At 51.5% G+C, this 21832-nt stretch carries 20 protein-coding genes; 10 read left to right on the forward strand and 10 right to left on the reverse strand.

The window, feature by feature from the left end; translation table 11 throughout:
• Window positions 1–139 precede the first annotated feature (139 nt).
• From H8B13_RS06305 to H8B13_RS06315, 3 genes are all read left to right on the forward strand, one after another.
• Complete coding sequence (locus tag H8B13_RS06305; RefSeq protein WP_187309956.1) at window positions 140–1600, forward strand: BatD family protein; 1461 nt, start codon at window positions 140–142, stop codon at window positions 1598–1600.
• A 158-nt stretch (window positions 1601–1758) separates the two neighbouring features.
• Window positions 1759–2838 carry a chorismate synthase gene (gene aroC / locus H8B13_RS06310; RefSeq protein ID WP_187309957.1) on the forward strand — a complete coding sequence of 360 codons (1080 nt, stop codon included), beginning with the start codon at window positions 1759–1761 and terminating at the stop codon, window positions 2836–2838.
• A 172-nt stretch (window positions 2839–3010) separates the two neighbouring features.
• Window positions 3011–3634 carry a NifU family protein gene (locus H8B13_RS06315; protein ID WP_187309958.1) on the forward strand — a complete coding sequence of 208 codons (624 nt, stop codon included), beginning with the start codon at window positions 3011–3013 and terminating at the stop codon, window positions 3632–3634.
• Window positions 3635–3702: 68 nt separating this feature from the next.
• On the opposite strand, the gene secDF is transcribed toward H8B13_RS06315, so the two are convergent.
• The 5 genes from secDF to H8B13_RS06340 form a co-directional block, all read right to left on the reverse strand.
• Complete coding sequence (secDF, locus tag H8B13_RS06320; protein ID WP_187309959.1) at window positions 3703–6693, reverse strand: protein translocase subunit SecDF; 2991 nt, start codon at window positions 6691–6693, stop codon at window positions 3703–3705.
• Window positions 6694–6842: 149 nt separating this feature from the next.
• Window positions 6843–7208 (reverse strand): hypothetical protein, encoded by a 366-nt coding sequence (locus tag H8B13_RS06325; protein ID WP_187309960.1) that lies wholly within the window; start codon window positions 7206–7208, stop codon window positions 6843–6845.
• A 211-nt stretch (window positions 7209–7419) separates the two neighbouring features.
• The gene (locus H8B13_RS06330) at window positions 7420–8052 is read right to left on the reverse strand and encodes a uridine kinase (protein WP_133271753.1); all 633 of its coding nucleotides are present in this window, start codon (window positions 8050–8052) and stop codon (window positions 7420–7422) included.
• A gap of 208 nt (window positions 8053–8260) precedes the next feature.
• Entirely contained in the window at window positions 8261–8845 is a 585-nt protein-coding gene (locus H8B13_RS06335; RefSeq protein ID WP_187309961.1) for a non-canonical purine NTP diphosphatase, read from the reverse strand.
• 61 nt (window positions 8846–8906) lie between these two features.
• Entirely contained in the window at window positions 8907–9227 is a 321-nt protein-coding gene (locus tag H8B13_RS06340) for a hypothetical protein (protein WP_187309962.1), read from the reverse strand.
• Between the two features lie 226 nt (window positions 9228–9453).
• On the opposite strand from H8B13_RS06340, the gene H8B13_RS06345 reads away from it, so the two are divergent.
• The 6 genes from H8B13_RS06345 to H8B13_RS06370 all read left to right on the forward strand — a co-directional run bounded on the left by H8B13_RS06345 (window position 9454) and on the right by H8B13_RS06370 (window position 15114).
• A complete protein-coding gene (locus H8B13_RS06345; RefSeq protein ID WP_187309963.1) occupies window positions 9454–9699 on the forward strand; it encodes a type B 50S ribosomal protein L31 in 246 nt (81 codons plus the stop codon).
• Between the two features lie 182 nt (window positions 9700–9881).
• Entirely contained in the window at window positions 9882–11111 is a 1230-nt protein-coding gene (locus H8B13_RS06350) for a GlmU family protein (protein ID WP_187309964.1), read from the forward strand.
• Window positions 11112–11132: 21 nt separating this feature from the next.
• Window positions 11133–12266, forward strand: coding sequence for an ATP-binding protein (locus tag H8B13_RS06355; RefSeq protein WP_187309965.1), 1134 nt, complete (start codon window positions 11133–11135; stop codon window positions 12264–12266).
• A 221-nt stretch (window positions 12267–12487) separates the two neighbouring features.
• Window positions 12488–13456, forward strand: a complete 969-nt coding sequence (gene hemC, locus H8B13_RS06360; protein ID WP_222841351.1) for a hydroxymethylbilane synthase — start codon at window positions 12488–12490, stop codon at window positions 13454–13456.
• A gap of 81 nt (window positions 13457–13537) precedes the next feature.
• The gene (locus H8B13_RS06365) at window positions 13538–14179 is read left to right on the forward strand and encodes a peptidylprolyl isomerase (protein ID WP_187309966.1); all 642 of its coding nucleotides are present in this window, start codon (window positions 13538–13540) and stop codon (window positions 14177–14179) included.
• A gap of 29 nt (window positions 14180–14208) precedes the next feature.
• Entirely contained in the window at window positions 14209–15114 is a 906-nt protein-coding gene (locus H8B13_RS06370) for an SDR family oxidoreductase (protein WP_187309967.1), read from the forward strand.
• 116 nt (window positions 15115–15230) lie between these two features.
• Here H8B13_RS06370 and H8B13_RS06375 read toward each other — a convergent pair whose 3' ends face one another.
• The 5 genes from H8B13_RS06375 to H8B13_RS06395 form a co-directional block, all read right to left on the reverse strand.
• The gene (locus tag H8B13_RS06375; RefSeq protein ID WP_187309968.1) at window positions 15231–15452 is read right to left on the reverse strand and encodes a hypothetical protein; all 222 of its coding nucleotides are present in this window, start codon (window positions 15450–15452) and stop codon (window positions 15231–15233) included.
• Between the two features lie 327 nt (window positions 15453–15779).
• Window positions 15780–16784 (reverse strand): ABC transporter permease, encoded by a 1005-nt coding sequence (locus H8B13_RS06380; RefSeq protein ID WP_187309969.1) that lies wholly within the window; start codon window positions 16782–16784, stop codon window positions 15780–15782.
• Window positions 16781–17581, reverse strand: coding sequence for an ABC transporter permease (locus H8B13_RS06385; protein WP_187309970.1), 801 nt, complete (start codon window positions 17579–17581; stop codon window positions 16781–16783). The genes H8B13_RS06380 and H8B13_RS06385 overlap by 4 nt, the downstream gene beginning before the upstream one ends.
• 258 nt (window positions 17582–17839) lie before the next feature.
• Complete coding sequence (locus H8B13_RS06390; RefSeq protein ID WP_187309971.1) at window positions 17840–19576, reverse strand: ABC transporter substrate-binding protein; 1737 nt, start codon at window positions 19574–19576, stop codon at window positions 17840–17842.
• Window positions 19577–19719: 143 nt separating this feature from the next.
• Window positions 19720–19926 carry a hypothetical protein gene (locus tag H8B13_RS06395; RefSeq protein ID WP_187309972.1) on the reverse strand — a complete coding sequence of 69 codons (207 nt, stop codon included), beginning with the start codon at window positions 19924–19926 and terminating at the stop codon, window positions 19720–19722.
• A gap of 788 nt (window positions 19927–20714) precedes the next feature.
• Here H8B13_RS06395 and H8B13_RS06400 point away from each other — a divergent pair.
• Entirely contained in the window at window positions 20715–21818 is a 1104-nt protein-coding gene (locus H8B13_RS06400; protein WP_187309973.1) for a hypothetical protein, read from the forward strand.
• Window positions 21819–21832 lie beyond the last annotated feature (14 nt).

Below are 21832 nucleotides of genomic sequence, written 5' to 3' on the forward strand. Positions count from 1 at the left end.
GTCTTAAACAAAATATTAGTCCAGTTGCAAAAAATGGGGCTGCTGGCACCAAACCCACTTTCTGCGTAGCTTTGGTAGGTTGTCCTGTATTGCTATGTTCAGTCGATGGTTTGCTCTGTGGGGGGCTTTTTTTCTGGTTTTGTTGTTCGGAGAGGGCGTTCAGGCGCAAGCTCCTGATGCAAAGGCGCGCATTATTCTGGGCAAAGCAGAATTTCCCATTAATGAATACTATACCATCAGTTTTAGCCTGAGCGGGGCGCCGCTGGAGCGCTACTCTGCGTTCCCAGATCTGGAAGGATTTAAAAAGAGCGGAAAATCGAGCACCACTACCACCCGTATCGTAAACGGGCAAAGCTCGTCGGAGCTGACCATCACGCAGCGTTACGCGGCTTATGATGAGGGTGAATTTGTGGTGAAGCCATTCACTATGACCGTTAATGGGCTGACTATACGCTCACCGGGTGCCACCCTAACCGTAAAAACGCAGCCCGCCACCACCTCGGTCCCGGCTACTCCGCCCCCCGCGCCCGCGCAGGAAGCACCGGGCATTGGACTGCTGGACCAGTTGTTTGGCAAACCTAAGCCCCAGGAATATATGGAGCCCAAGGACAACGCTTTTCTGGCTTTGGTCCCCGACAAAACGACCATTTTTACGGGTGAAGGTGTGCATATTGGGCTGTACTTCTACCTCACGCCCGCCGACCAGGGCCTACTGGCCTTTCACAACTTTGCCGGCCAGCTCCCCGATATTCTACGCCAATTGAGGCAGCCTACAGCTTGGGAAGAGTCGTTCGACGAGCAGGAGATTTATCCCGAAACAGTAGTAGCAGGGGGCAAAACCTACTTGCGCTACCGCTTATATGAGGCAGAATTTTATCCGCTCAACGCTCAGCCTTTAGTATTTCCGGAGGTGGCTTTGCAAATGATTAAGTACCGCATAGCCAAAAAGCCCGAAGCGGGCCTCGATAACCGGCTGGCCGGCTACAAAACCTACCGCACCACGGCCCGCACTATTCCGGTGCGGGTGCTGCCGCCTCATCCGCTCCGCGACCAGGTGCCGGTAGGTAATTATCAGTTGAGGGAAGCTATCGACCGCACTACTTTTCGCACGGGGCAGCCATTTACTTACTCCTTTATAGTGGAAGGGGAAGGCAACCTAAGCACGCTAAATGCCCCCCAGCCGCCGCAGTCCAGGCCCAGGCTGGAAATTTATGGGCCCGATGTGCAGCAGGAGCTAAAGCGCCAAAGCGGAAGGGTAGGCGGCAGCAAGCAGTTTCGCTACCGCCTGGTGCCAACTAAGCCGGGTCCAGTGCCGCTCGATAGCTTGTTTTCGCTTATTATTTTTAATCCGACCACAGCCCGCTACGATACGCTGCGGCCCGAAATTGCCCCCCAGGTGCAGGGGCAGAAGCAAGCCGGAGCTGCCTTCCACGCCCGGCCCGACGATCCTTTTTATCAGCAAGTGCTGACCTCCGCCGACAATACTTTGCAGCCAGTGGATGCGTATGCCGCTGTGCGCCGTTACGCCAATATTATTCTGGGGGCGCTGCTCATTCTGGCGGGAATAGGCTGGTGGCGTGGCCGCCGTGTGGAGCCCTAATGCTTCATGAAATTGAATTGGCGGCGCGGACTTAAACAGGTAATATAGACTAAACTTACGTCGCGTCTGACCAGCCCGGCCGCAGCTTTGTTAGTAGCTTTGAAGCCACTTTAGATTCAGCTTTTGAGGTCAGGCTTCTAACTACTAGCGTATTTCATATGAGTAACTCTTTTGGTAAGCTATTTCGAATCACCACATTTGGAGAGTCGCACGGGGTTGGTATTGGCGTAATAATAGATGGCTGCCCGGCTGGTCTGGCCGTTACCACCGATACAATTCAGACGGCGCTGGACCGGCGGCGGCCGGGCCAATCAGACTTAACTACGCCCCGTAGCGAGGCTGATAAGGTTGAGATTTTGTCTGGGTTGTTTGAGGGCAAAACGACTGGTACGCCCATTAGCTTGCTTATCCGCAACCAGGACCAAGCCAGCCACGACTACGCCCACGTGGAGCATGCCTACCGCCCATCGCACGCCGACTATACCTACGATATGAAGTATGGTCGCCGCGACTATCGGGGTGGGGGCCGTAGTTCGGCCCGCGAGACGGCGGCCCGCGTGGCAGCCGGTGCTGTGGCCGCTCAGTTGTTAGCTCATTATGGCATTGTGGCGCAAAGCTACGTGTCGCAGGTAGGCGGCGTAGCCGTGCCAGTGGGGTATGAGCAGCTCGATTTGACTCTAATAGAAAGCAACGCCGTGCGCTGCCCTGATCCCGCCACCGCCGAGCGGATGATGAGCCTCATCCGCCAGACCCGCGACCGACAAGATACTGTTGGTGGCTTGGTGACAGGCGTGGTACGTGGGGTGCCCGCTGGCCTGGGCGAGCCCGTGTTTGATAAGCTGCACGCTGAATTGGGCAAGGCAATGCTCAGCATCAATGCCGTGAAGGGCTTCGAATACGGCTCCGGATTTGAGGGTACACTGTTATTCGGCTCGGAGCACAACGATGCTTTTTATACTGACGAAGCTGGGGCCGTGCGCACCCGCACCAACCACTCGGGGGGCATACAGGGGGGCATTTCGAATGGGCAGGATATTTATTTTCGGGTGGCCTTCAAGCCTGTGGCGACCATTTTGCAGCCCCAAACTACCATAAACGACCAAGGCGAGGAAATTACATTGGCCGGTAAAGGCCGGCACGACCCATGCGTGCTGCCCCGCGCCGTGCCCATCGTGGATGCTATGACCAACTTGGTACTGGCGGATATGCTGCTGCGCAGCCGGGCCAATAAGGTGTAGGACATTCACAGAGATGCGGTAGGGAAAGAGCTGCCGCCCCAGCATTCCCCGTGGTTTTGGTATCTTTGCAACATCCGGCAGGCGTCGGTGGTTTTAGCTCTAACGGGCTAGCAATTCACCGTTAACCTGCGTAATTTCTCTTCGTATTCTCGCTTTTAAGCCCTTCAACCTTATGGCTGAACTAACTGCCCCGGCCGCTCCGGTTTCTATATACGCCGAAGCCAGCCCCAATCCCGAATCCATGAAATTCGTGCTCAACACCCAGTTCCTCAGCGAAGGGGTGAGCGTGGATTATCCTAACCTGGAAGCTGCGTCGAACTCGCCGTTGGCTCAGGAACTGTTCAACTTCGACTACGTCGGTCGTGTATTCATTGCAGCCAACTTTGTTACCATCACCAAGACCACTGATCATCAGTGGGCACACCTCATCCCGGAGCTCCGCAGTTTCCTGAAGTCGTATGTAGAGGCTGGTGGTCCTATTTTCCTCGTCGATCCGGCGGCTGAGCAGAAGGCCGCGCAGGAAATTGCCGCCAACGGCAGCCATTCCGAGCAGGATCAGCAAACAAGCCAAAAGATTATTGATCTGCTCGAAAACTATGTGCGGCCCGCCGTGGAGCAGGATGGTGGCAATATCACCTTCAAAAGCTACCAAGACGGCATCGTGACCGTGAACTTGCAAGGCTCGTGCTCAGGTTGCCCATCGGCTACTGTCACGCTCAAGTCGGGTATCGAAAACCTGCTTAAGCGTATGGTCCCCGAGGTAAAAGAAGTAGTAGCCGAAGGCATTACGATTTAATAAATTACCAGCATAAAAAAGCCCCCCAGAACTATTCTGGGGGGCTTTTTTATGCTGGTAAACTAAGCCTAGCGCGTAGCCGTCGAGGGCGAGAGCTTCGACGCGTCAGTGTCAGGTGTGTCGGTAGCCAGCGGATCGTGATGACGGCGCTCCTTGCTGCCATAGGTATCCAACACAAGCGGAGTGGCAATAAACAGTGTCGAATAGGCACCCACAATTACACCCACAATCATGGAGTAAGAGAAGGAGCGCAGGGTTTCACCACCAAAGATGAACAACACGATTACCACCATCAATACCGTAGCAGAAGTGATAATTGTGCGAGAGAAGGTGCTGTTCAACGCTGGGTTTGCTACCTGAGCAAACGTCAGCTTGGGGTTCTCCTCCAAGTACTCCCGGATACGGTCGTAAATAACCACGGTATCGTTGATGGAGAAACCCAAAATGGTAAGCACTGAGGCCACAAACACCTGGTCCATTTCGTAGGTAACACCAAAAAGACGAGCAATCGGGAAAGCCACGATTACGATCAGCACGTCATGCAACAAAGCGACAACGGCGGCCATAGAATACTGCCATTTTTCGAAGCGGAAGAGCACATACACGAAGATGCCGATAACGGATAGCAGCAGGCTAATTACTGATGACTGCTTGATGTCGTCGGCTACGGTAGCGCCTACTTTCGAGCTGCTTTTAATAACTGGATTAGCTGAGGCGTACTGACGCAGACCCACTTGTACGGCTTGTTCCACTTTTTGATCAGCCTCAGTGCTCTCGTCGTTAGCCAAGTAGCTGGTAGTGATGCGCAGGCGGTTAGGCGCGCCGAACGTTTTCACTTCGGTGCCCGCACCTTCCAAGTCATCGGCTAGTGCGGCCCGAACATCGGAGGCTACCATGTTTTTGTTGAAATCGACGGTGTAGCTCCGGCCACCCCGGAAGTCAACGCCCAAGTTTGGCCCGCCCTGAATAGCCATCAACACAAAGCCAAATATGATAACGGCGGTGGAGGCTATGTAAGCAATCTTACGTTTGCCTACGATGTCAAAGTTGAAGGCCTTATTCAGGTTAAGGGAGAGAGGACCTTTGAAGCTTAGGTTCGCGGTAGTCTTACCCTTAATCATCCAATCGATGATGAGGTGAGAGAGGAACACAGCCGTCAGGAATGAGGTAAGAATACCGATTCCGAGCGTGATAGCGAAGCTTTGTACCGGCCCCGTACCGAAAAAACCTAGGATAAGGGCGATGAGAAGCGTAGTGATGTTGGAGTCGAAGATAGCTGAGAACGCAAGGCTATAGCCTTTGTTAACCGCATCCTGAATACTCAAGCCTGCCTGTAGTTCCTCGCGTATCCGCTCGAAGATCAGTACGTTGGCATCAACCGCCATACCGAAAGTCAATACCAAACCGGCAATACCGGGAAGCGTGAGGGCAGTGCCAAACTGCGCCAGTACACCCAACACCAGGAAGATGTTGAAGATAAGAGCCAGGTTAGCTACCATACCGGCCTTACCATAGTATAGGCCCATGAAAACGATGATGATAATCAGACCAGCCAGCGAAGAGTACAAACCCTGAGCAATAGCTTCCTTACCCAATGACGGACCAACAACGGCCTCTTCTACAATGCGCGTAGGAGCGGGCAGCTTACCAGCCTTCAATACATTGGATAAGTCTTGGGCTTCTTCAATCGTAAAATTGCCGGAGATGCTGGAATTGCCCCCCGAAATTTCAGCTTGTACTACCGGTGCAGAGTACACATTGTCATCAAGCACGATGGCTACCTGACGGCCAACATTGGCGGCGGTTAGCTTCTGCCACCGGCGGGCGCCAGTGGGGTTCATTTGCATTGAAACTTCAGGGCGTCCGCCTTGGTCGTAATCCTGGCGGGCGTCGCTTACTACTTCACCACCCAAGGGCGCTACGGCATCAGTCGTTTTGCGAATAGCGTAGAGCTGCAAATATTCCTGCTTGTCTACTACAGTAGGCTTCACATCCCACAGGAACTTCAGATTGGGGGGCAAAACTGCTTTAGCTTCCGCACTAGCTAGTAGGTCATTCACCCGAGCAGTGTCGCGTACGTTGGAACCAAGCGCTCCGGGCATCGTGAACAAGCGAGCCAACAGGCTGCTCTGTTGTAGGTTGGCAGAGTCGGTAGTAGCCGCCGCGTTCTTCTTGGCAAGCTGGCTGGCCAGCGAGGTAGAATCGCCAGTGACGGCGGTAGCAGCAGTGTCGGTAGTTGTGGCGGCTACCGCAGGCTTATTGGTAGCGTCTTTAGCTACCAGCACTTCATTTAGTTGATTGAGGTAGGGGGCAAATTCGTCGTTGCGCCATACTTCCCAGAATTCCAGTTTAGCTTGGCCTTGCAACAGCTTGCGTACACGCTCAGGGTTATCAACGCCGGGCAATTCAATCTGAATGCGACCCGTGCCTTTCACCCGCTGAATGTTGGGCTGATTTACACCAAACTTGTCAACGCGGGTACGCAGGATGTTGAAAGAGCGGTCGATAGCTTCTTCCACTTCCCGGTCGATTGCACCAATAATCTGGGGATTCGTGGAGTTGATGTCGATGCCACGGCTTTTGTTGGTGGTGTTCGCGAAAATGCGAGCCAGTTTTCCATCAGGCGCAATTGAACGATATGCCTGAGCAAACAACGACGTGAATGGCGTGCCCGAGTTGGTCTTTTGCAACTCCTGAGCCTGCGCCAGCGCTTTAGTGAAAGCAGCATCTTTTGAGTTGCCGGACATGGCCCGCACAATCTCAACGGGCGATACTTCCAGCGTCACGTGCATGCCGCCTTTCAAGTCAAGGCCAAGGCCCAACTCGCTCTGGCGCACATCCTTGTAAGTGTAGTCTACCCCCAGAACGTTAATCACAGGCGCGCGCCATACCGAGTCGAGGTAGCGCTGACGCTTCAGCTGGTTCACCTCCCCGTTGCGGGTGGCATACGTTTCAGCCTGTTGCTGCACCCGGCGCGACACCATGGTGAACGACAGGAAGTAAATGCACAACACCGATACAATAAGGGTGAGGGCGATAATAAGTCCTTTATTACGCATACTAAGTAGTTGATTTGTTACTGTGCTATTATACTATTATGCTGAGTACTTCAAATGCTGTTTTTCTACTGAAGTGGATTGGCGAAAGCGATAAGCACCCGGCACTAGCGGCGCATTAGCTTTTTATTCAGTAGAAGGCAGCAACTCAGCTAGGGCGCCTGTGGCGAGAGCGCGGCCAAAAGCAGGCGGGCGCGGAAAAAATCCGGTAAAGCACCGGGCTGGGGGGCAAATTTCAAGGTCTGCGCCAGCAGGCGAGGCCAGGTAAGCGGCACCGACGCTGGAAACCAGGCGTCAGCGGTGGGGGCCAGCCAAACGGCCACGCTGCCCGTTGCTTCCAGAGTTACTTTCTGCTTTACTACGGCTGCCTTCGGGGCCGCGCCAATACGCGCCATTTGCCCCCCAGGTACCTGCAGTGTAGCCACCGTCCGATGGTTCAGCCCTAGCACAAATAGCAACGTAGCCGCGAGCAGCACGAAACGGAAATGAGCTAAAAAAGTGAGGCGAGCGGAGATCATTAGCAAACTAAACGCTACAAATATAGCCATTTGGGCTGCGCAGCCCAAAGTAGTTGCATCTCAGGGGGCTATTTTAACTGCTAAATGCAACTGCTGCTACCACCAAATGATTCAAAAATGAATCATTCAAACACTACTCAATAGCTATTCTAAACAGAAAGAGCGTAGCTACACGGCTACGCTCTTTCTGTTTGCTTCCCTACGAAAAAGCCTACTCTTGGCGAGCGGCTGCCACTTTGGTGCGCAAAAACGACACTAGTACCTCAAGACCTTTATCAAAGTGTCGGTTATTCGGAATCACAATGTCAGCATCCTGCTTAAAAGGCTTGATATATTTCTCGTAAGTAGGCGCTACGTGGTGGGTGTAGCGGTAGAGCACATCTTCCAAATCGTAGCCTCTCTCGTCGCGGTCGCGGACAATGCGGCGCTGCAACTTCACGTGCTCGCGAGCATCGATGTACACCTTCAGGTCGAGCAGGCGAGCTACTTCCTCGAAGTAGAAAACAAAAATGCCCTCCACCACGACAATTGGGGAAGGGCGAAACACCAGCTCTTTAGGCTGAACATTCGGGTTGTTGAACGTGTACTCCGGGCGCCGAACCTCCAGTCCCTGACTGATACGCAATACATCGGCTGCGTAAGCCGCCGAGTCAATAGAGGAAGGCAAGTCGAAGTTAGTGACGCCGTTGGGGTCAACCAGTTGGCTTTCACGCGGGTGGTAATAGTTGTCCTGCGATATCAGACAAATATCGTCTTCAGGAAAAGAAGCAAGCAGACGGCGCAGAAAGGTGGTTTTGCCAGAGGCGCTGCCACCCGTAATACCGACGATGAAAGGATGTTGCATGGGGTGGGAAAGCGGCCCGTACCAGCAGGGCCAACCGTGCAAAATTAAGCAAAATGACGCCAGCGTCACGTCTTTTTCGAAAAAACGTGGTTGTGTCGGGCTAGTGGTGTCTCTGTAGTAAAGTCGTTGAAAGGCCCCATAAGTCTCAGCTAGCGAGCAGCAAAACTCACGCTGGGGGGCATTTTTTGCTGAAAACAGCAAGCCTGATTTAGCTCTCCCTTTCGGCCAGAAACGTTATTAACTGACCTACTGCCCGACCCCGATGGCTCAGACTATTCTTCTGCTCAGGTGTCATTTCAGCAAAGGTTTGGTGGTGACCAGCAGGCTCGAAAATCGGGTCGTAGCCGAAGCCGGCCTGTCCGCGTGCCTCTTCCACAATGCGGCCTTCCACTACGCCATTAAATTCCTGCCACTCTCCATTGGGCAGCACCAGCGCAATGACCGTGCGGAACCGGGCACTACGGTCAGCCGTGGGGGGCAAATCCTGAAGCAGTTTGGCCATGTTGTCGGCGGCGTTGCGCTGGGGGCCGGCGTAGCGAGCCGAGTACACGCCGGGCGCGCCGCCAAGGGCATCTACCTCCAGGCCGGTGTCGTCGGCGAAGCAAGAGGTTTGGTAGTGCTGCCATACGTACTCAGCTTTTTGCCGGGCATTGCCCGAGAGCGTATCCTGGGTTTCGGGCAACTCTTCGAGGCAGCCAATATCCTGCAAACTCACCAGCTCAATTGTCGACGGCAGTAGGGCCCTGACTTCGCTAAGCTTGTGCTCGTTATTGGTGGCAAAACAGATACGCATGCGTTCGGATGGAAATGTGTGTTGAAAATCCGGACAGAGCCGGTATTGGGAACAAGATTGATTATCGAAACATAATCCTGATGCTGCGCCAGGCCTGCTCTAGCTCTTCAGAAACAGAATTCCAAAACAGGATAAAGCCATCCTGAGCGTTTTTTTGATTCTGATAACCGGACACCTTGATTGCTTCAGCACGCAAAGCGCTGGAGTCGGTTTCGCTGGACAAATCGAGGTCACGCTCAAGATTATGCGCTACTTTTTCGGCAGGAAATTGGTACGCCAATGCTCCTGGAGCAAAGGGTAAGGGCTGAGCCGTACTCGCTGCATATTGAGCATAAGGGTAAACCGGACTAGCTGGTGGCAAAGTGGAAAAGCGCAGCTGCAAAGCAAGCGTAACCAAGAGCAAACCAGATGAATACAACATAAATGTATACTAAAAACGCAATAAGGATAGCGCTCAAAACTAATCAAAAACCGCTAGTATGCTCACTGTAAGGCGTAAGGCCTAGGAAAAGCCCCCCACAAGTTTTTAATTTCAAACGGAACGCGTACTTTTGCAATCCCTTCCGCAAAATCGGCAGGCATAGAAGGTTTTAACGGTATTTCCGACCATGAAAAAAGACATCCATCCCGAGTACCGCGAAGTCGTGTTTCAGGACACTTCCAGCGACTTCAAATTTATCACTCGCTCCACGATGAACTCTACTGAGAGCATCACAATGGAGGATGGTAAGACTTATCCAGTTGTAAAAGTGGAAGTTAGCAGCGCTTCGCACCCCTTCTACACCGGCAAAAACGTATTTATTGACACTGCTGGCCGCGTGGAGAAATTCCGCAACCGCTACCAGAAGAAGTAGTCATTCGGTTATCCGTTCTGCGTTGCCTACCATGGCGACTTAAAGAACCAAGTATTAAAAACTCCCACTGGCATGTCTGGTGGGAGTTTTTATTTGTGCCAACTTGCCGACGAATATATCTGGGGGCCAAATTGCCCCCCAGTCCTGACAACCGACTCGTGACACCTGTCACCAAAAAAGCTATGCACGTCCTACTCTTCGACGACCCTGCTATTCGGCCGCGCCTGTTGCCCTTCACGTTTACTCGGCCCGTAGCTGCCCTGCGTTGCGGCATCCTGACCATTGCCGAAAAGTGGCAGCACCGCTTAGGCCAAGAGGTTTTTTATCTGACGGAAGCCTACCTGCAAGCCAAGTTTCCGGCTGGAGCTGTAAGCGGCCCGGCATTAGTAATCAATGGTGCCGTGCTGCCCGATGACTTATTGGCGCGACAGGTGCAAAATTTGCCCCCCGGACAAGCGCTCGTCGATGGCGACTTGCTGGTGGCTGCTCATCTGCCCGATGCCAGCAAAGTAGCTGAGCTAATTCAGGATGGCTTAGCTAGCACCACCGAAGTAGCCGAGCCCGTGACCGTAATCAGTGAGTTATGGCACCTGTTTCTGCGCAATGGCGCCGAGATTCGGCAGGATTTCGACCTACTTACTCGTGGCCGAAAATCAGAACCTATCGGCGATGTGCATACCATCGTGTACGAAGCTGAAAGTATCTTTATTGAGCCCGGAGTGAAGATTCGAGCGGCCATTCTGAACGCGGAAGAGGGTCCGATTTATCTGGGCAAAAACTCCCAAGTCCACGAAGGTGCTATTATAAAAGGCCCCCTGGCTTTGTGCGAGGGCTCCCACATCAACCCAGGAGCCAAAATGCGTGGCGACAACACCGTGGGTCCTTACTGCAAAGTGGGCGGCGAAGTGGGTAATTCTATCTTTTTCGGCTATGCCAACAAAGGCCACGACGGCTACCTGGGCAACTCCGTGATAGGAGAGTGGTGCAATCTGGGCGCCGACACCAATACTTCTAACCTTAAGAACAACTACGCCCCGGTCAAAATCTGGAGCCACGCGGCGGGCCGTTTCGTAAATACGGGCCAGCAATTCTGCGGACTGATGATGGGCGACCACAGCAAATGCGGCATCAATACCATGTTCAACACCGGTACGGTGGTAGGCGTAGGGGCCAATATTTTTGGGGCAGGATTTCCGCGCACGTTCATCCCGAGCTTCAGCTGGGGTGGCTCAGCGGGCTTCGAAACCTTTAAGCTCCCCAAAGTAGCCGAAGTGGCTGAGCGCGTAATGGCTCGGCGTCAACTGGAATATAGCGCCACGGAGCAGGCAATCATGCAGCATGTATTTGAGGCAACGGCCAAGGATAGAGTGTGGGAAAGAGCTAGCGGAACGCAGCCATCAGTTATAGAATAGCCTAACCAAGCGACTACGTTCATGCGCTTCGCTGAAATTCCTGATCAAATTAAAGTAAAGCAGTTGCTGGTGCAGTCGGTGCAGCGGCAGCACGTGGCGCACGCGCAGCTTTTTCGTGGTGCCGAGGGCTCGGCCGCTCTGGGGCTGGCTCTAGCCTATGCCACTTTCTTGAACTGTGAGGGCCGCACCCCCGCCGATGCGGATTCTTGCGGGAAGTGCCCGGCTTGTCAGAAGATGGATAAGCTGATTCATCCTGATTTAAACTTCATAGTGCCTGTCACCAGCACCAAGCAAGTGCCGAAGGATGCAGTAACCAGCAAGTTTGCCGCCGACTGGCGCACCTTTGTGCTGGATAATCCTTACCAGGGACTTAATGACTGGATGCAGCACATTGGTGCTGAGAACAAACAGGGCAGTATTTCCAAGGAGGAAAGCCTGCAACTATTAAAGTTGGTGTCGCTGAAAGCGTTTGAGGGACGCTTTAAAATCGTGATTATCTGGCTGCCCGAGCTGATGCATCCTGCTGCTTCCAACGCGGTGCTGAAGCTGCTGGAAGAACCCCCGGCCGCCACTATTTTTCTGCTGGTCAGCCATGCGCCCGAACAGCTCCTGCCCACCATCATCAGCCGAGTGCAACCAGTAATAGTGCGGCCTTTCACCGAAGATGAGCTGACAGCTTATCTGCACAATGAGCAGTACATACCTGAGGCCAAAGCCCGCCAACTCGCTCAGATAGCCGACGGTAACCTCGGAACTGCCCTGGCCTCTCGTACCGCCCCAGACAACGACTACTTTACCTTTTTCACCGAATGGATGCGCCTGTGTTTTCAGGACAACTTTTCCAAAGTGCTGGAGAAAAGCGACGAGTTTCAAAAGATGGGACGCGAAAATCAGAAGGAGTTTTTACATTACGCCCTCGGATTACTGCGCAAAGTGTTGCTGTACGGCCTCGATCCACAATTAATCCCGCATCTGCCCGCCGCCGAGCAACAGTTTGTGACGCGCTTCAGCCGCTTCGTGCATCCCGGCAATGCTGAGTCCATTACCACTGAGCTGAACGATGCTCACTACCATGTGGAGCGCAATGCCAATCCGCGCATGGTGTTCGTGGATACCTCTTTACGGATAGCAGAATTGCTAAAAATGCCTGTCTAAGCCCTGTAAAGGCACAAAATACAATTTGCTAATTAGCTATAGCTACTGCTAAACCAGCTATAGCCATGTCGTTGGTGAAGGCATTTGTAGCTTTGCACAGTGTCACGGATGGGGGAGTAAAAGCAATCTAAGCGTCATCATGCAGAACTTACTAATGTCTGACAGGCTCAAAATTGCCCCCCAGCAAGCTTTAATGAGTTGTATTTAATTAAAATAGTTAGTTGAAAACCACGCTCTTCGACCATCCCATCCGCATAGGTACCCGTGGTAGCCGATTGGCACTGTGGCAGGCTAACCACGTAGCGGCCTGCCTAGAGCGGGAGTTATTTCAAACTGAAATCGTCATTATCACTACTAAAGGCGACATGGTGCTCGACCGCTCCCTCGATAAAATCGGGGCTAAAGGCGTGTTCACGGAAGAGCTAGAAGAAAGTCTGCGCAATGGCACTATAGATATTGCAGTACATAGCGCCAAGGACGTGCAGAGCACTATTCCGGATGATCTGGAACTGCTGGCCTTCATGGAACGGGAGAAGGTGAACGATGTAATCGTGAGCTTTGACCCTAGCTTCTCTCTACAGCAGCCAAACATTATATTGGGCACCAGCAGTACGCGGCGGCGCTCCATGCTCAAGCGCTATTACCCTGATATCATCACGGCAGAAGCTCGCGGTAATCTGCAAACCCGTTTGCGCAAGCTAGAAGAAGGTCAATATGATGCGTTGGTGCTGGCCTTTGCCGGCGTACACCGTATGGAGTACGACCACCTGATTACGCATGTGCTACCCGAAACGCAGTTTGTGCCGGCGGCCGGCCAGGGAAGTGTCGCTATCGAGTGCGCTAAGAATCTAGATTTAGGACGTAAAGTGGCTATCCAAGGTATTCTAGACCACGCTGACACGCATGCCTGCCTGCGCGCCGAGCGAGCCTTTCTGCGCACTATGGAGGGTGGCTGCAGCATTCCATCCTTTGCCCTTGCAACGTACACCGATGAAGGCTTGCTTCAGCTCCACGGTGGCCTCATTAGCCTCGATGGGCAGCAGTACGTAGAGGAAATCAGCGCCATCACCGACGTAGATCAAGCAGAGACTATGGGCATCAGCTTAGCTGAAACGGTGCTCAGTCGTGGTGGCAAGCAAATTTTAACTGAGATCCGCAGTCATCGTGAGTCGGAGTCAAGTACGTTTTAAGCTGATTCAGCCTGAAATGCGAATTCGGCATTTGGCACACCAACCTTATTTAAACCCATTACTACCACAGTTCTTAGTGTCATGAATAGTACTTTCCGCGTTTGGGCGTTAGTGTCAGCGTTCTTGTTCCTTATTTCACCCGCTATTCAGGCTAAAAAAGCCTCCCGCAAAAGCAAAAAGGATCAGGTAGTCACCATCAATACCAATCTGGGTGAAATGAAACTGATTCTCTATGATCAGACTCCTCAGCATAAAGCTAATTTTTTGAAGCTGGCCGAAAGCGGCTTCTATGATGGCACAGCATTTCACCGCGTTATACGGGACTTTATGATTCAGGGGGGCGATCCAAACACCAAAGACGCCGATCCTAACAACGATGGTGCTGGTCAGCCTGATGCTGCTTCTATTCCCGCCGAAATTCGGCCTGAGCTACAGCATAAGTTCGGGGCGGTGGCTGCCGCTCGTCAGGGGGACTATGTTAATCCTACCCGCGCCAGTAGCGCCTCGCAGTTTTATATTGTTCAGAATCATCAGGGCACCAAGCATCTGGATGGTGCATATACAGTATTCGGACAGGTAATTAGTGGGTTGGATATAATCGACAAAATTGCCGCCCAGCCAACCGGACCCCGCGACCGGCCCACCACCGATGTGAAGATGACTGTGAAGGTGGACAAGCTGAAAAAGAAGAAAATCACGCAGCTATACGGGTACCAATACTAAGATCTCCCCACTATAAAATTCATTCGTGTATGCGTATTCTACTCACCGGTTCTAATGGGTTGTTAGGCCAGAAGTTAGTCGAATTGCTTCGGCAGCAACAAGGCGTCGAAATCATTGCTACTTCGCGTGGCACTAACAAGCTGGCAGACCATTATCCTGACCTTCGCTTCGTGCCACTGGATGTAACCGACCGAAGCCAGGTACAGCAGGTGATAAGCACCGAAAAGCCGACTCATCTTATTCACACGGCTGCCATGACCAATGTGGATGAGTGCGAATTAAATAGGGAGTCGTGCTGGCTTCAGAACGTAACAGCCGTGGAGCACCTCGTGGAGGCCTGTGAGCAGCAGCAGGTTCATCTCACTCATGTGAGTACTGACTTTATATTCAGCGGCGAAAAAGGCCCCCTGACAGAGGAAGAAGTACCGGCTCCCATCAACTTTTATGGAGAAAGCAAGCTGGCCGCTGAACAAGCGGTACAAGCTAGTAAAGGCTCTTGGGCCATTGTGCGGACGGTGCTTGTCTATGGCATCGTGCATGACTATGGCCGCACCAACATCGTGCTCTGGGTGCGCGATTCGCTACGCGCTGGGAAAGAGATTAAAGTTGTCGACGACCAGTTCCGCACGCCTACTTTAGCCGAAGACCTGGCGCAGGGCTGTTGGCTGGTGGCACAGCATAATGCGACGGGCATCTACAATATCAGTAGCAGCGAGCTGCTGACGCCTTACCAGATGGCTTTGCAGGTTGCCGACTATTTCGAACTCGACAAATCGCTGATTATAAAAGCCGACGGCAGTACGTTTACGCAGCCCGCCAAGCGCCCTCCGCGCACTGGCTTCATTATTACCAAAGCCCAGCGCGAACTAGGTTTCAAGCCACACACTTTTCAGGAAGGAATAGCCTTACTGGCCCGCCAAACGGGAGAGGCATAAACGCAAAAAACCCGCGGGCAGAACCTGCGGGTTTTTTAACACACCTATTGCAACAACCTTTATTGTTTCGACAGCGCCGCGAGCAAATGCCGCGTGCCGAAACCATTTATTTTAATTTACCAATTGCCATCCGTTGCTGAGGCGACCATGCCTACAAGCAAATTGCCAACTATAACTGCCCGGCCACTGCGCAAAGCAGATTGTGCCACAGCATAGGGGACCAAGTCTCCATCAATAGTTTCAAAATCGGACATCTGCGGGGCCGATTGCCGCGCCATTTCTATCAATAAGTAACGCAAAGCGTACCCCTGACGACGTTTCAAAAGTAAAGAGGGCATAAGAGCTTAGATCAGGCAAGCGGAGTAAAAACCAGTAGGGCTTCCAAGCCCTTCCCGATCTTCGTTACAATAGTACGACTGTAATATACCTTGTGGAAAGGAACACAAACCTACTTTTGTGACTTGAACTATTTTAATATTTTATACTTATTCTTCTTTATCCTAGGAGTGATAATTGTGTAGCAATAGCAATATCTATCCTTTTATGAGGTTTTAATGAATTTGAGACTTCAAAACTGATTATTAATGCTACCAAACCCCTATTGGCTATATATCTTCTAAAAAGGAATAATTCTTCGCTTTTTGTGACATATGAAAAAATATATATTATGCAGTAATTCTGTTAGCAGTTAGTTGGCGGAGCGCTAATGTGGTTCCTGCTAGCGCTAAAGCAGGAAAAATAATCAGCCACCAGGCGGTTGGATCAAGCCGGGCGGCGGCTAATGTGCGGCCCCAACTAGGCATTCCGGATGGCAGACCAACTCCGAGAAAGGAAAGCGTGGTTTCTAAACCAATGAGATCACTAAGGCTGAGAGGAAATGCTGTGCGCACCGTTCGCCAGGCATTTGGCAATGCGTGACGCCACAGAATTTGCCCCCCAGACAAGCCTATAGCTCTAGCTGATTCGATGTAGGGCAGAGCACGCACTCTCAGAAGCTCTGCACGCACCAGGTGAGCTGGCTCGGGCCAATAAGTGAAGGTTAAGAGTAGAAATAGACCTATCAAGGAAGAATCCTGCACGGCAGCTAACGCCAGAATAAGCACCAAACGCGGCACTGAAGCCAGCAAAGATGCAGCACCCAGTACCAGACGATCAATCGGCAAAGGCCACGAAAGCCGTAGCATAGGGATTCGCATCAGCGGTTTGCTTATCACAGTAACAGCCACTAAGCCCAAAAGCAGGGTCCACCAAAGTGGAGGGAAATCAGAGGCAAGTCCTACTGCTCCCAGAAACAACAAGCTCGTTATCAGCCAGTAAACAATAGGAATATGAAACCCGGAATTACCCCAGAAGCCAGCTGTACTGCCCAGAAAAGTGCCTAAGACAGTTGCAGCAAAGGCTGCTGGCAAGCTCACCAATAACGCCGTGCGCGCTCCGTACACCAAAGCTGTTAACACATCACGACCGTATCCATCAGTTCCCAGCCAATGACGAGAAGGTTTGACGTCGCTGGGGGGCAAAAACGGAGACTGAGCTATATTATTTAGGTCGACAGAATCGGGCGGAAAAGGCAAGGGGAGCCACGGAGCCAGCAGGCCAACACTGGCTACCAGCAGCAGCCAGCCGATTGCAATCATCTGTAGAGTTGATCCCTTTTTGTGCAGCCTCATGCCTGCAAACGAATTCGTGGATCCGTTAGAAAGTACAGCATATCAGCTACTACAAGCCCAAGCAGACGCATCATTGCTACCAGTAAAACGCCCCCCACAAGCACCGGAAAGTCATGCGCTGCGGCGGCGTCAGCCAGCAGCCTGCCCATGCCAGGCAATGCAAAAATTACCTCCACTACCACGGCGCCTGCCACAAGTGCGGGCAGCAAATCGGTGAGTAAGACAATGATTGGCAGCATCGCATTACGTAAGGCATGCCGCGTGGCTACTTGATAAGCCGAAAGTCCTTTAGCGCGAGCGGTATTTGCATAATTAGCTCCCAGTTCATGACGTAGAGCGTCATGGAGCTGCACAACTAAGGACGGCAGCTTCACTAGAATTAAACTAGCTAGCGGGAGCGCGCTATAATAGAGGTAAGAACTGATTTGAACGTTCCAGGGGGTATTTTCGGTGGTTTGTTGGCCCATGCCATACGCCGGGAAAAGCGGAATAATATCAGGATTGGCCAGCAGTAACATTAACCCCAACGCCACTACAAATAGCGGCAAGGCATCAATTCCGTACAAAATACTGAGCAGAAACGCCGGTCCACCGCACACGAGCCACAAGGCCAGAATAACCGATAGCAGGGTAGCTAGTAACGCGGCGCTAGTAGTTAGGGGCAACGTAAACCACAGTGCCTCACCTAAGACGGCCGTAACCGGTTGGCCACTACGATATGATTGGCCCAAATCCCCTTTTACTGCGTTGCTAAGCCACCGATGATATTGATTGTCAGTACCATTCCATTGCCACACCGTACCAGCCGTAGAATGAATACGAGAAAAGTAGAAGACTGGCCCCGCAAGTCCTAGTCGTTGTTGTACCCTCAGAAGTGTAGCTTCACGTTCGGCTGCAGTAATGCTCCGGCTTCCCACACTTTTATCGATTAGGGCTTGGCCTAATAAATCATCGGTAGGGAGCGTCCGGCTAAGCAGAAAAACAATTGAAACAATGGCCCAGGTGGCTGGAATAGTGCGTAGAAGCCGGTACAAAAGAAAACGCCCCATGCTGATCTAGCTTTCCGGCAGCGGTTCGATCGTCGTAACGTCGTAGCCTGGTCGTAGGCCCGATACGCGCAGATTGGTAAGTCGTCGGTCTGCAGCCAGGCGGTAGCGATAAACAAACAGAACAACAATAGGGCTCTCTGTTCGCATAATCACCTGAAACTTACGCAGCAGTTGTGCTTTGCGGGCTGGGTTTTCCTCACGCACAATAGCTTTAATAAGCTTGTCACTTGTTGGTGTCCCAAAGCGAGTAAAGTTGCTGATGTCAATACTCGCAGAGTGTAAGATAGGACTGAAATCGTAGGCAAAAGGATTGCCCGACAGTGTACGCAGGTAAACATCAAAGTCGCCGGCTCGTAGCTTACTTAGCAGTAGAGTTGATTCAGTAGGCCTCAACTGAATGGGAATGCCAATCTGGGCTGCCGCGTTGCGGAGCTGTAATGCGATGGTTTCGAAGGTAGCATCACCTGCCCGATAGGTAATACTCAACTCCAGAGCTTGAGTTTGCCCCCCCGCTGTAGGCCGTGTCCAGCCGCCTGCACCTTGCCTTGCCCAGCCTGCTTGACTCAATAGTACTTCTGCTTGTTGGGGCGCAAAAGTGAGCAGGGGAAGACTATCATTATACAATGCCTTTTCCTGTGGATTAATAAGCCCAACACTCGGATATGCCATGCCATTTTGGGTGGCTTTAATGAGTGCTGGTATATTAAATAAGTGGTTCAGGGCTTGGCGTGTCAGCCGGTCATTAAGCGGAGCGCGGCTGGTATTAAAGCCTGCCAGAACCATTTCGTAGGAGTCGGCGGTGTAGAAGCGCAACGCCTGCTTGCCGTTTTCTGATGTACGAAGGCGGTCGAATTCGTTTGCGGGCACCATTGGATAAACGTCTATGTCACCCCGCCGCAACGCCAGCAACGCAGTAGCGTTATCAGGAATTATCTGAAAGTCAATCTGTTTTGGGACTGCTAGTAATGGAGGCTGCTGTACGGGCAGCTGGTCGGCCCACCAGTTCGTTTTACGGCGAAAGGTAAGGGCTTGCCCACTGCGCCAGGCTGTCAATTGATAAGGGCCTGAACCAGGAAGATTCATTGGGCTCTTATCCAGATTAGCTGCGTTATAACGCCGCACAAAATCCGCTAGTACGGGATATTGACTTAAGGAAACGAGAGCGGGCTGGGTCAGAACGGTTAAAGGAATGGTACGTAGCTGCCGTTTTGGATCTAATACATACTCTGGGAGAATTGGATAATCGCCGGAGTCATGCACATACTCAGGCGCACGCCCACGGCATACAAGCGTAAATTGGCGTGCGTCAGCTGAGTCCAGCCGCACATCCTGAATAAAGCTAAAACGGGTCCGGGCTGCTTCATTCGGCAAACCCGGAGAGTTCATTAATTTCAGGGTAAAGGCCACATCCTGAGCCACTATGGGTTGTCCATTATCCCATTTGGCAGCATTGCGGAGCCGGTACGTAAGCAGTGTGAGCGAGTCTTGGTGCTGCACTATAGGCAGCTTTTCGGCCAACCATGGTACCCACACCTGCTTTTGGTTATCTACGGTCAGCAGGTTTTGGTATAATAACCCAATGGCTTGGTTAGCAAGATCATTAGGAATTATGAGCGGATTTAATGACTCAGGGTCTCGCACCCACCGCACCCGAACCGCATCAGAAGGCGAGGCTTGTGGATTGCAAGCGGGCAAAAAACCAATAAGAATGTAGAGACTCAGCCCCCAGATTAATCGCCGCATAAGCTAACAACCGCGTAGAAACGGCGCCGGGCAAGTTAGCTAAGATTCCCCAACTGATGGAGGTGTATCTTAGCTAACTTGCCCGAAGCGTATATGAAATGGTAGGTAAAGTGCCTACTGAGCGTTTCTAATATCTATAGACCCTAGCGAACGTTACCGTCGCTCCAGCCGCTGCTGCCGCCGTCAGCCGTTAGGTTGCCATCGCTCCAGCCGCTACTGCCACCCTTAGTCGATGCAGATACATTGCCATCGCTCCAACCGCTGCTGCCACCTTTAGCAGTTGCATTAGTAGTAGGAGAGGAAACTAGAGTAGCAAATTGAAGAAGGGCGAGAGCAAGTAATTCTAGCATGATGTCAGTTAGTTGTGGAGAGTTCAAGTATTGAACTACACAAATGTGAGACGTTTGGGATGGATAAGAAAGGAAGATTAACGTTCAAATATGACTAGGATATTATAAATATTAATTTGGGCGTAATTGATAATAAAAAACAAATCTAAACTTATTTATATTAATTTTTTTATGTAATTGGCATTATAGTTAGGGTATTCAGAGTGGGTTTAGTATAAAATTAAGATATAGTTTAATTATGAACTTACTGAGCTTGAAAGCCAATTGCTATGGGTAGGTTGCTTAATTTGGAAGCACAAATCACGGATATTTGCCTCATTACATAACAAGCCCATCTGACTTTCTAAAATTGTACTCTATCTATGGAAGACATCAGTAATCTGGCTAAAATAATTATTGATAGACGAGTTGGAATGCCTCCTCTAATTGATTTTAGCGCAAAATCATCCTCTAATAAAGAAATTGATTTGGTCCAGATGCTGAGTAGTGAGCAACAGGCTACTCAGCTTCAAGTTGTTAAGGCGCTCTATGCTAAGGTTAATTCCACAAACCAGGCAGCTTTCCGTAAGCTGAAGTCGAGAGTACAGAAGAAGCTGCTCAACCACTTATATTTCCTTGATCATACAGATCCCCGTCATCTGATCTCAAGGCGGTACGAACTGCAATGCTTAGAACTGTTTCATCAGGCAAATATATTGTTCAGGGAAAGTGAGTTTGAGCTTGCTGAACGTTTAGCACGAAAGTGTCTGCGACTGGCGCTGGATGGCGAGTTTACGCAGTATACAGTAATGAGTTTAGGCTTCCTGCGCGATTTGTATGCACAGTTAAGAAAGCCTACACAATATCGTACGATTTCTGATCAACTGGTTCACTATCAGAATGTGGCAGTGGTAGAAGAGCAGGCCAAAAATGTGTATCTGGGTGTGCGGATGGAGCAGGCCCAAACGGTGCGTTCGCGGCGTGTATTGCTAAATGAGCTCTCCGAACACATCACTAAAATTGAGGCATTGCATCGCAAAATTAACACCTACAATACCTTCGAATATGTGTATCGTTTGCAATTGATGCGCGAGGAACTGTCAGGAAATTTTGAAGAAATTATTAAGATAACCGGTACAACAGAGGCGTTATTTGAGGAAGGTAAAGTCAACAAAAAGCGGTTTGACACCCGATTCAATAAGTTCATCAGTGTGTGGGCGCATTTGCGGGGCCGCCAGGTAGAGCACGGACTACAGCTCGCTGAGGAATACATCAAGGACTTTCATCCTTCCTCAGCGAACTGGTTCTACTTCTTGGAGCACTACATGCTGCTGGCATTGCACGCCAAGGAGTACAGTAAAGCATACGAAATACTACGTTTAGCGCGCAAAAATCCCTACTATGGGAAGCAGCGCGCGGCGGCCATACAGCGTTGGGACCTGTTTGAAGTGTACCTGCACTTCATTCAGCCCGAGGGAACTGCTCTGCGGCTACAGTTCAGCCAGTTTATTCAAACTGTACCTGACTATAGCCGCGACAAGCAAGGCTATAACGTGGCCATTCTGGTGCTACAGTTTCTGTATTATCTGCGGCAGCGCAATCTGGATGCATTGCTTACCCGTCTGGAAGGGCTGCGTAAGTATGAGCAGAATCACTTGCGCGACCCGGCTACCTTGCGTAGTCAACTGTTTTTTCGGCTGCTGCTGCTGACTGTGCGGGAAGATTTTGCCCCCCAGGCCTGCGAGAAGAAAGGCCAAAGTCTGCTTAACCGCTTGCGGGAAGCTCCGCAGCCTGGCGACGCGTATGCGGAGAGCGAGATCATTCCCTACGAAGACCTCTGGGCATTGACTCTCAATATCTTGCGGGTTAATGCCGAGGCACAGGCTGCCGAAGAAGCAGAACATGAACGCTAAAGCCCGCGTTACAT

Source organism: Hymenobacter sp. BT188 (assembly GCF_014333585.1).
Lineage (GTDB): Bacteria > Bacteroidota > Bacteroidia > Cytophagales > Hymenobacteraceae > Hymenobacter.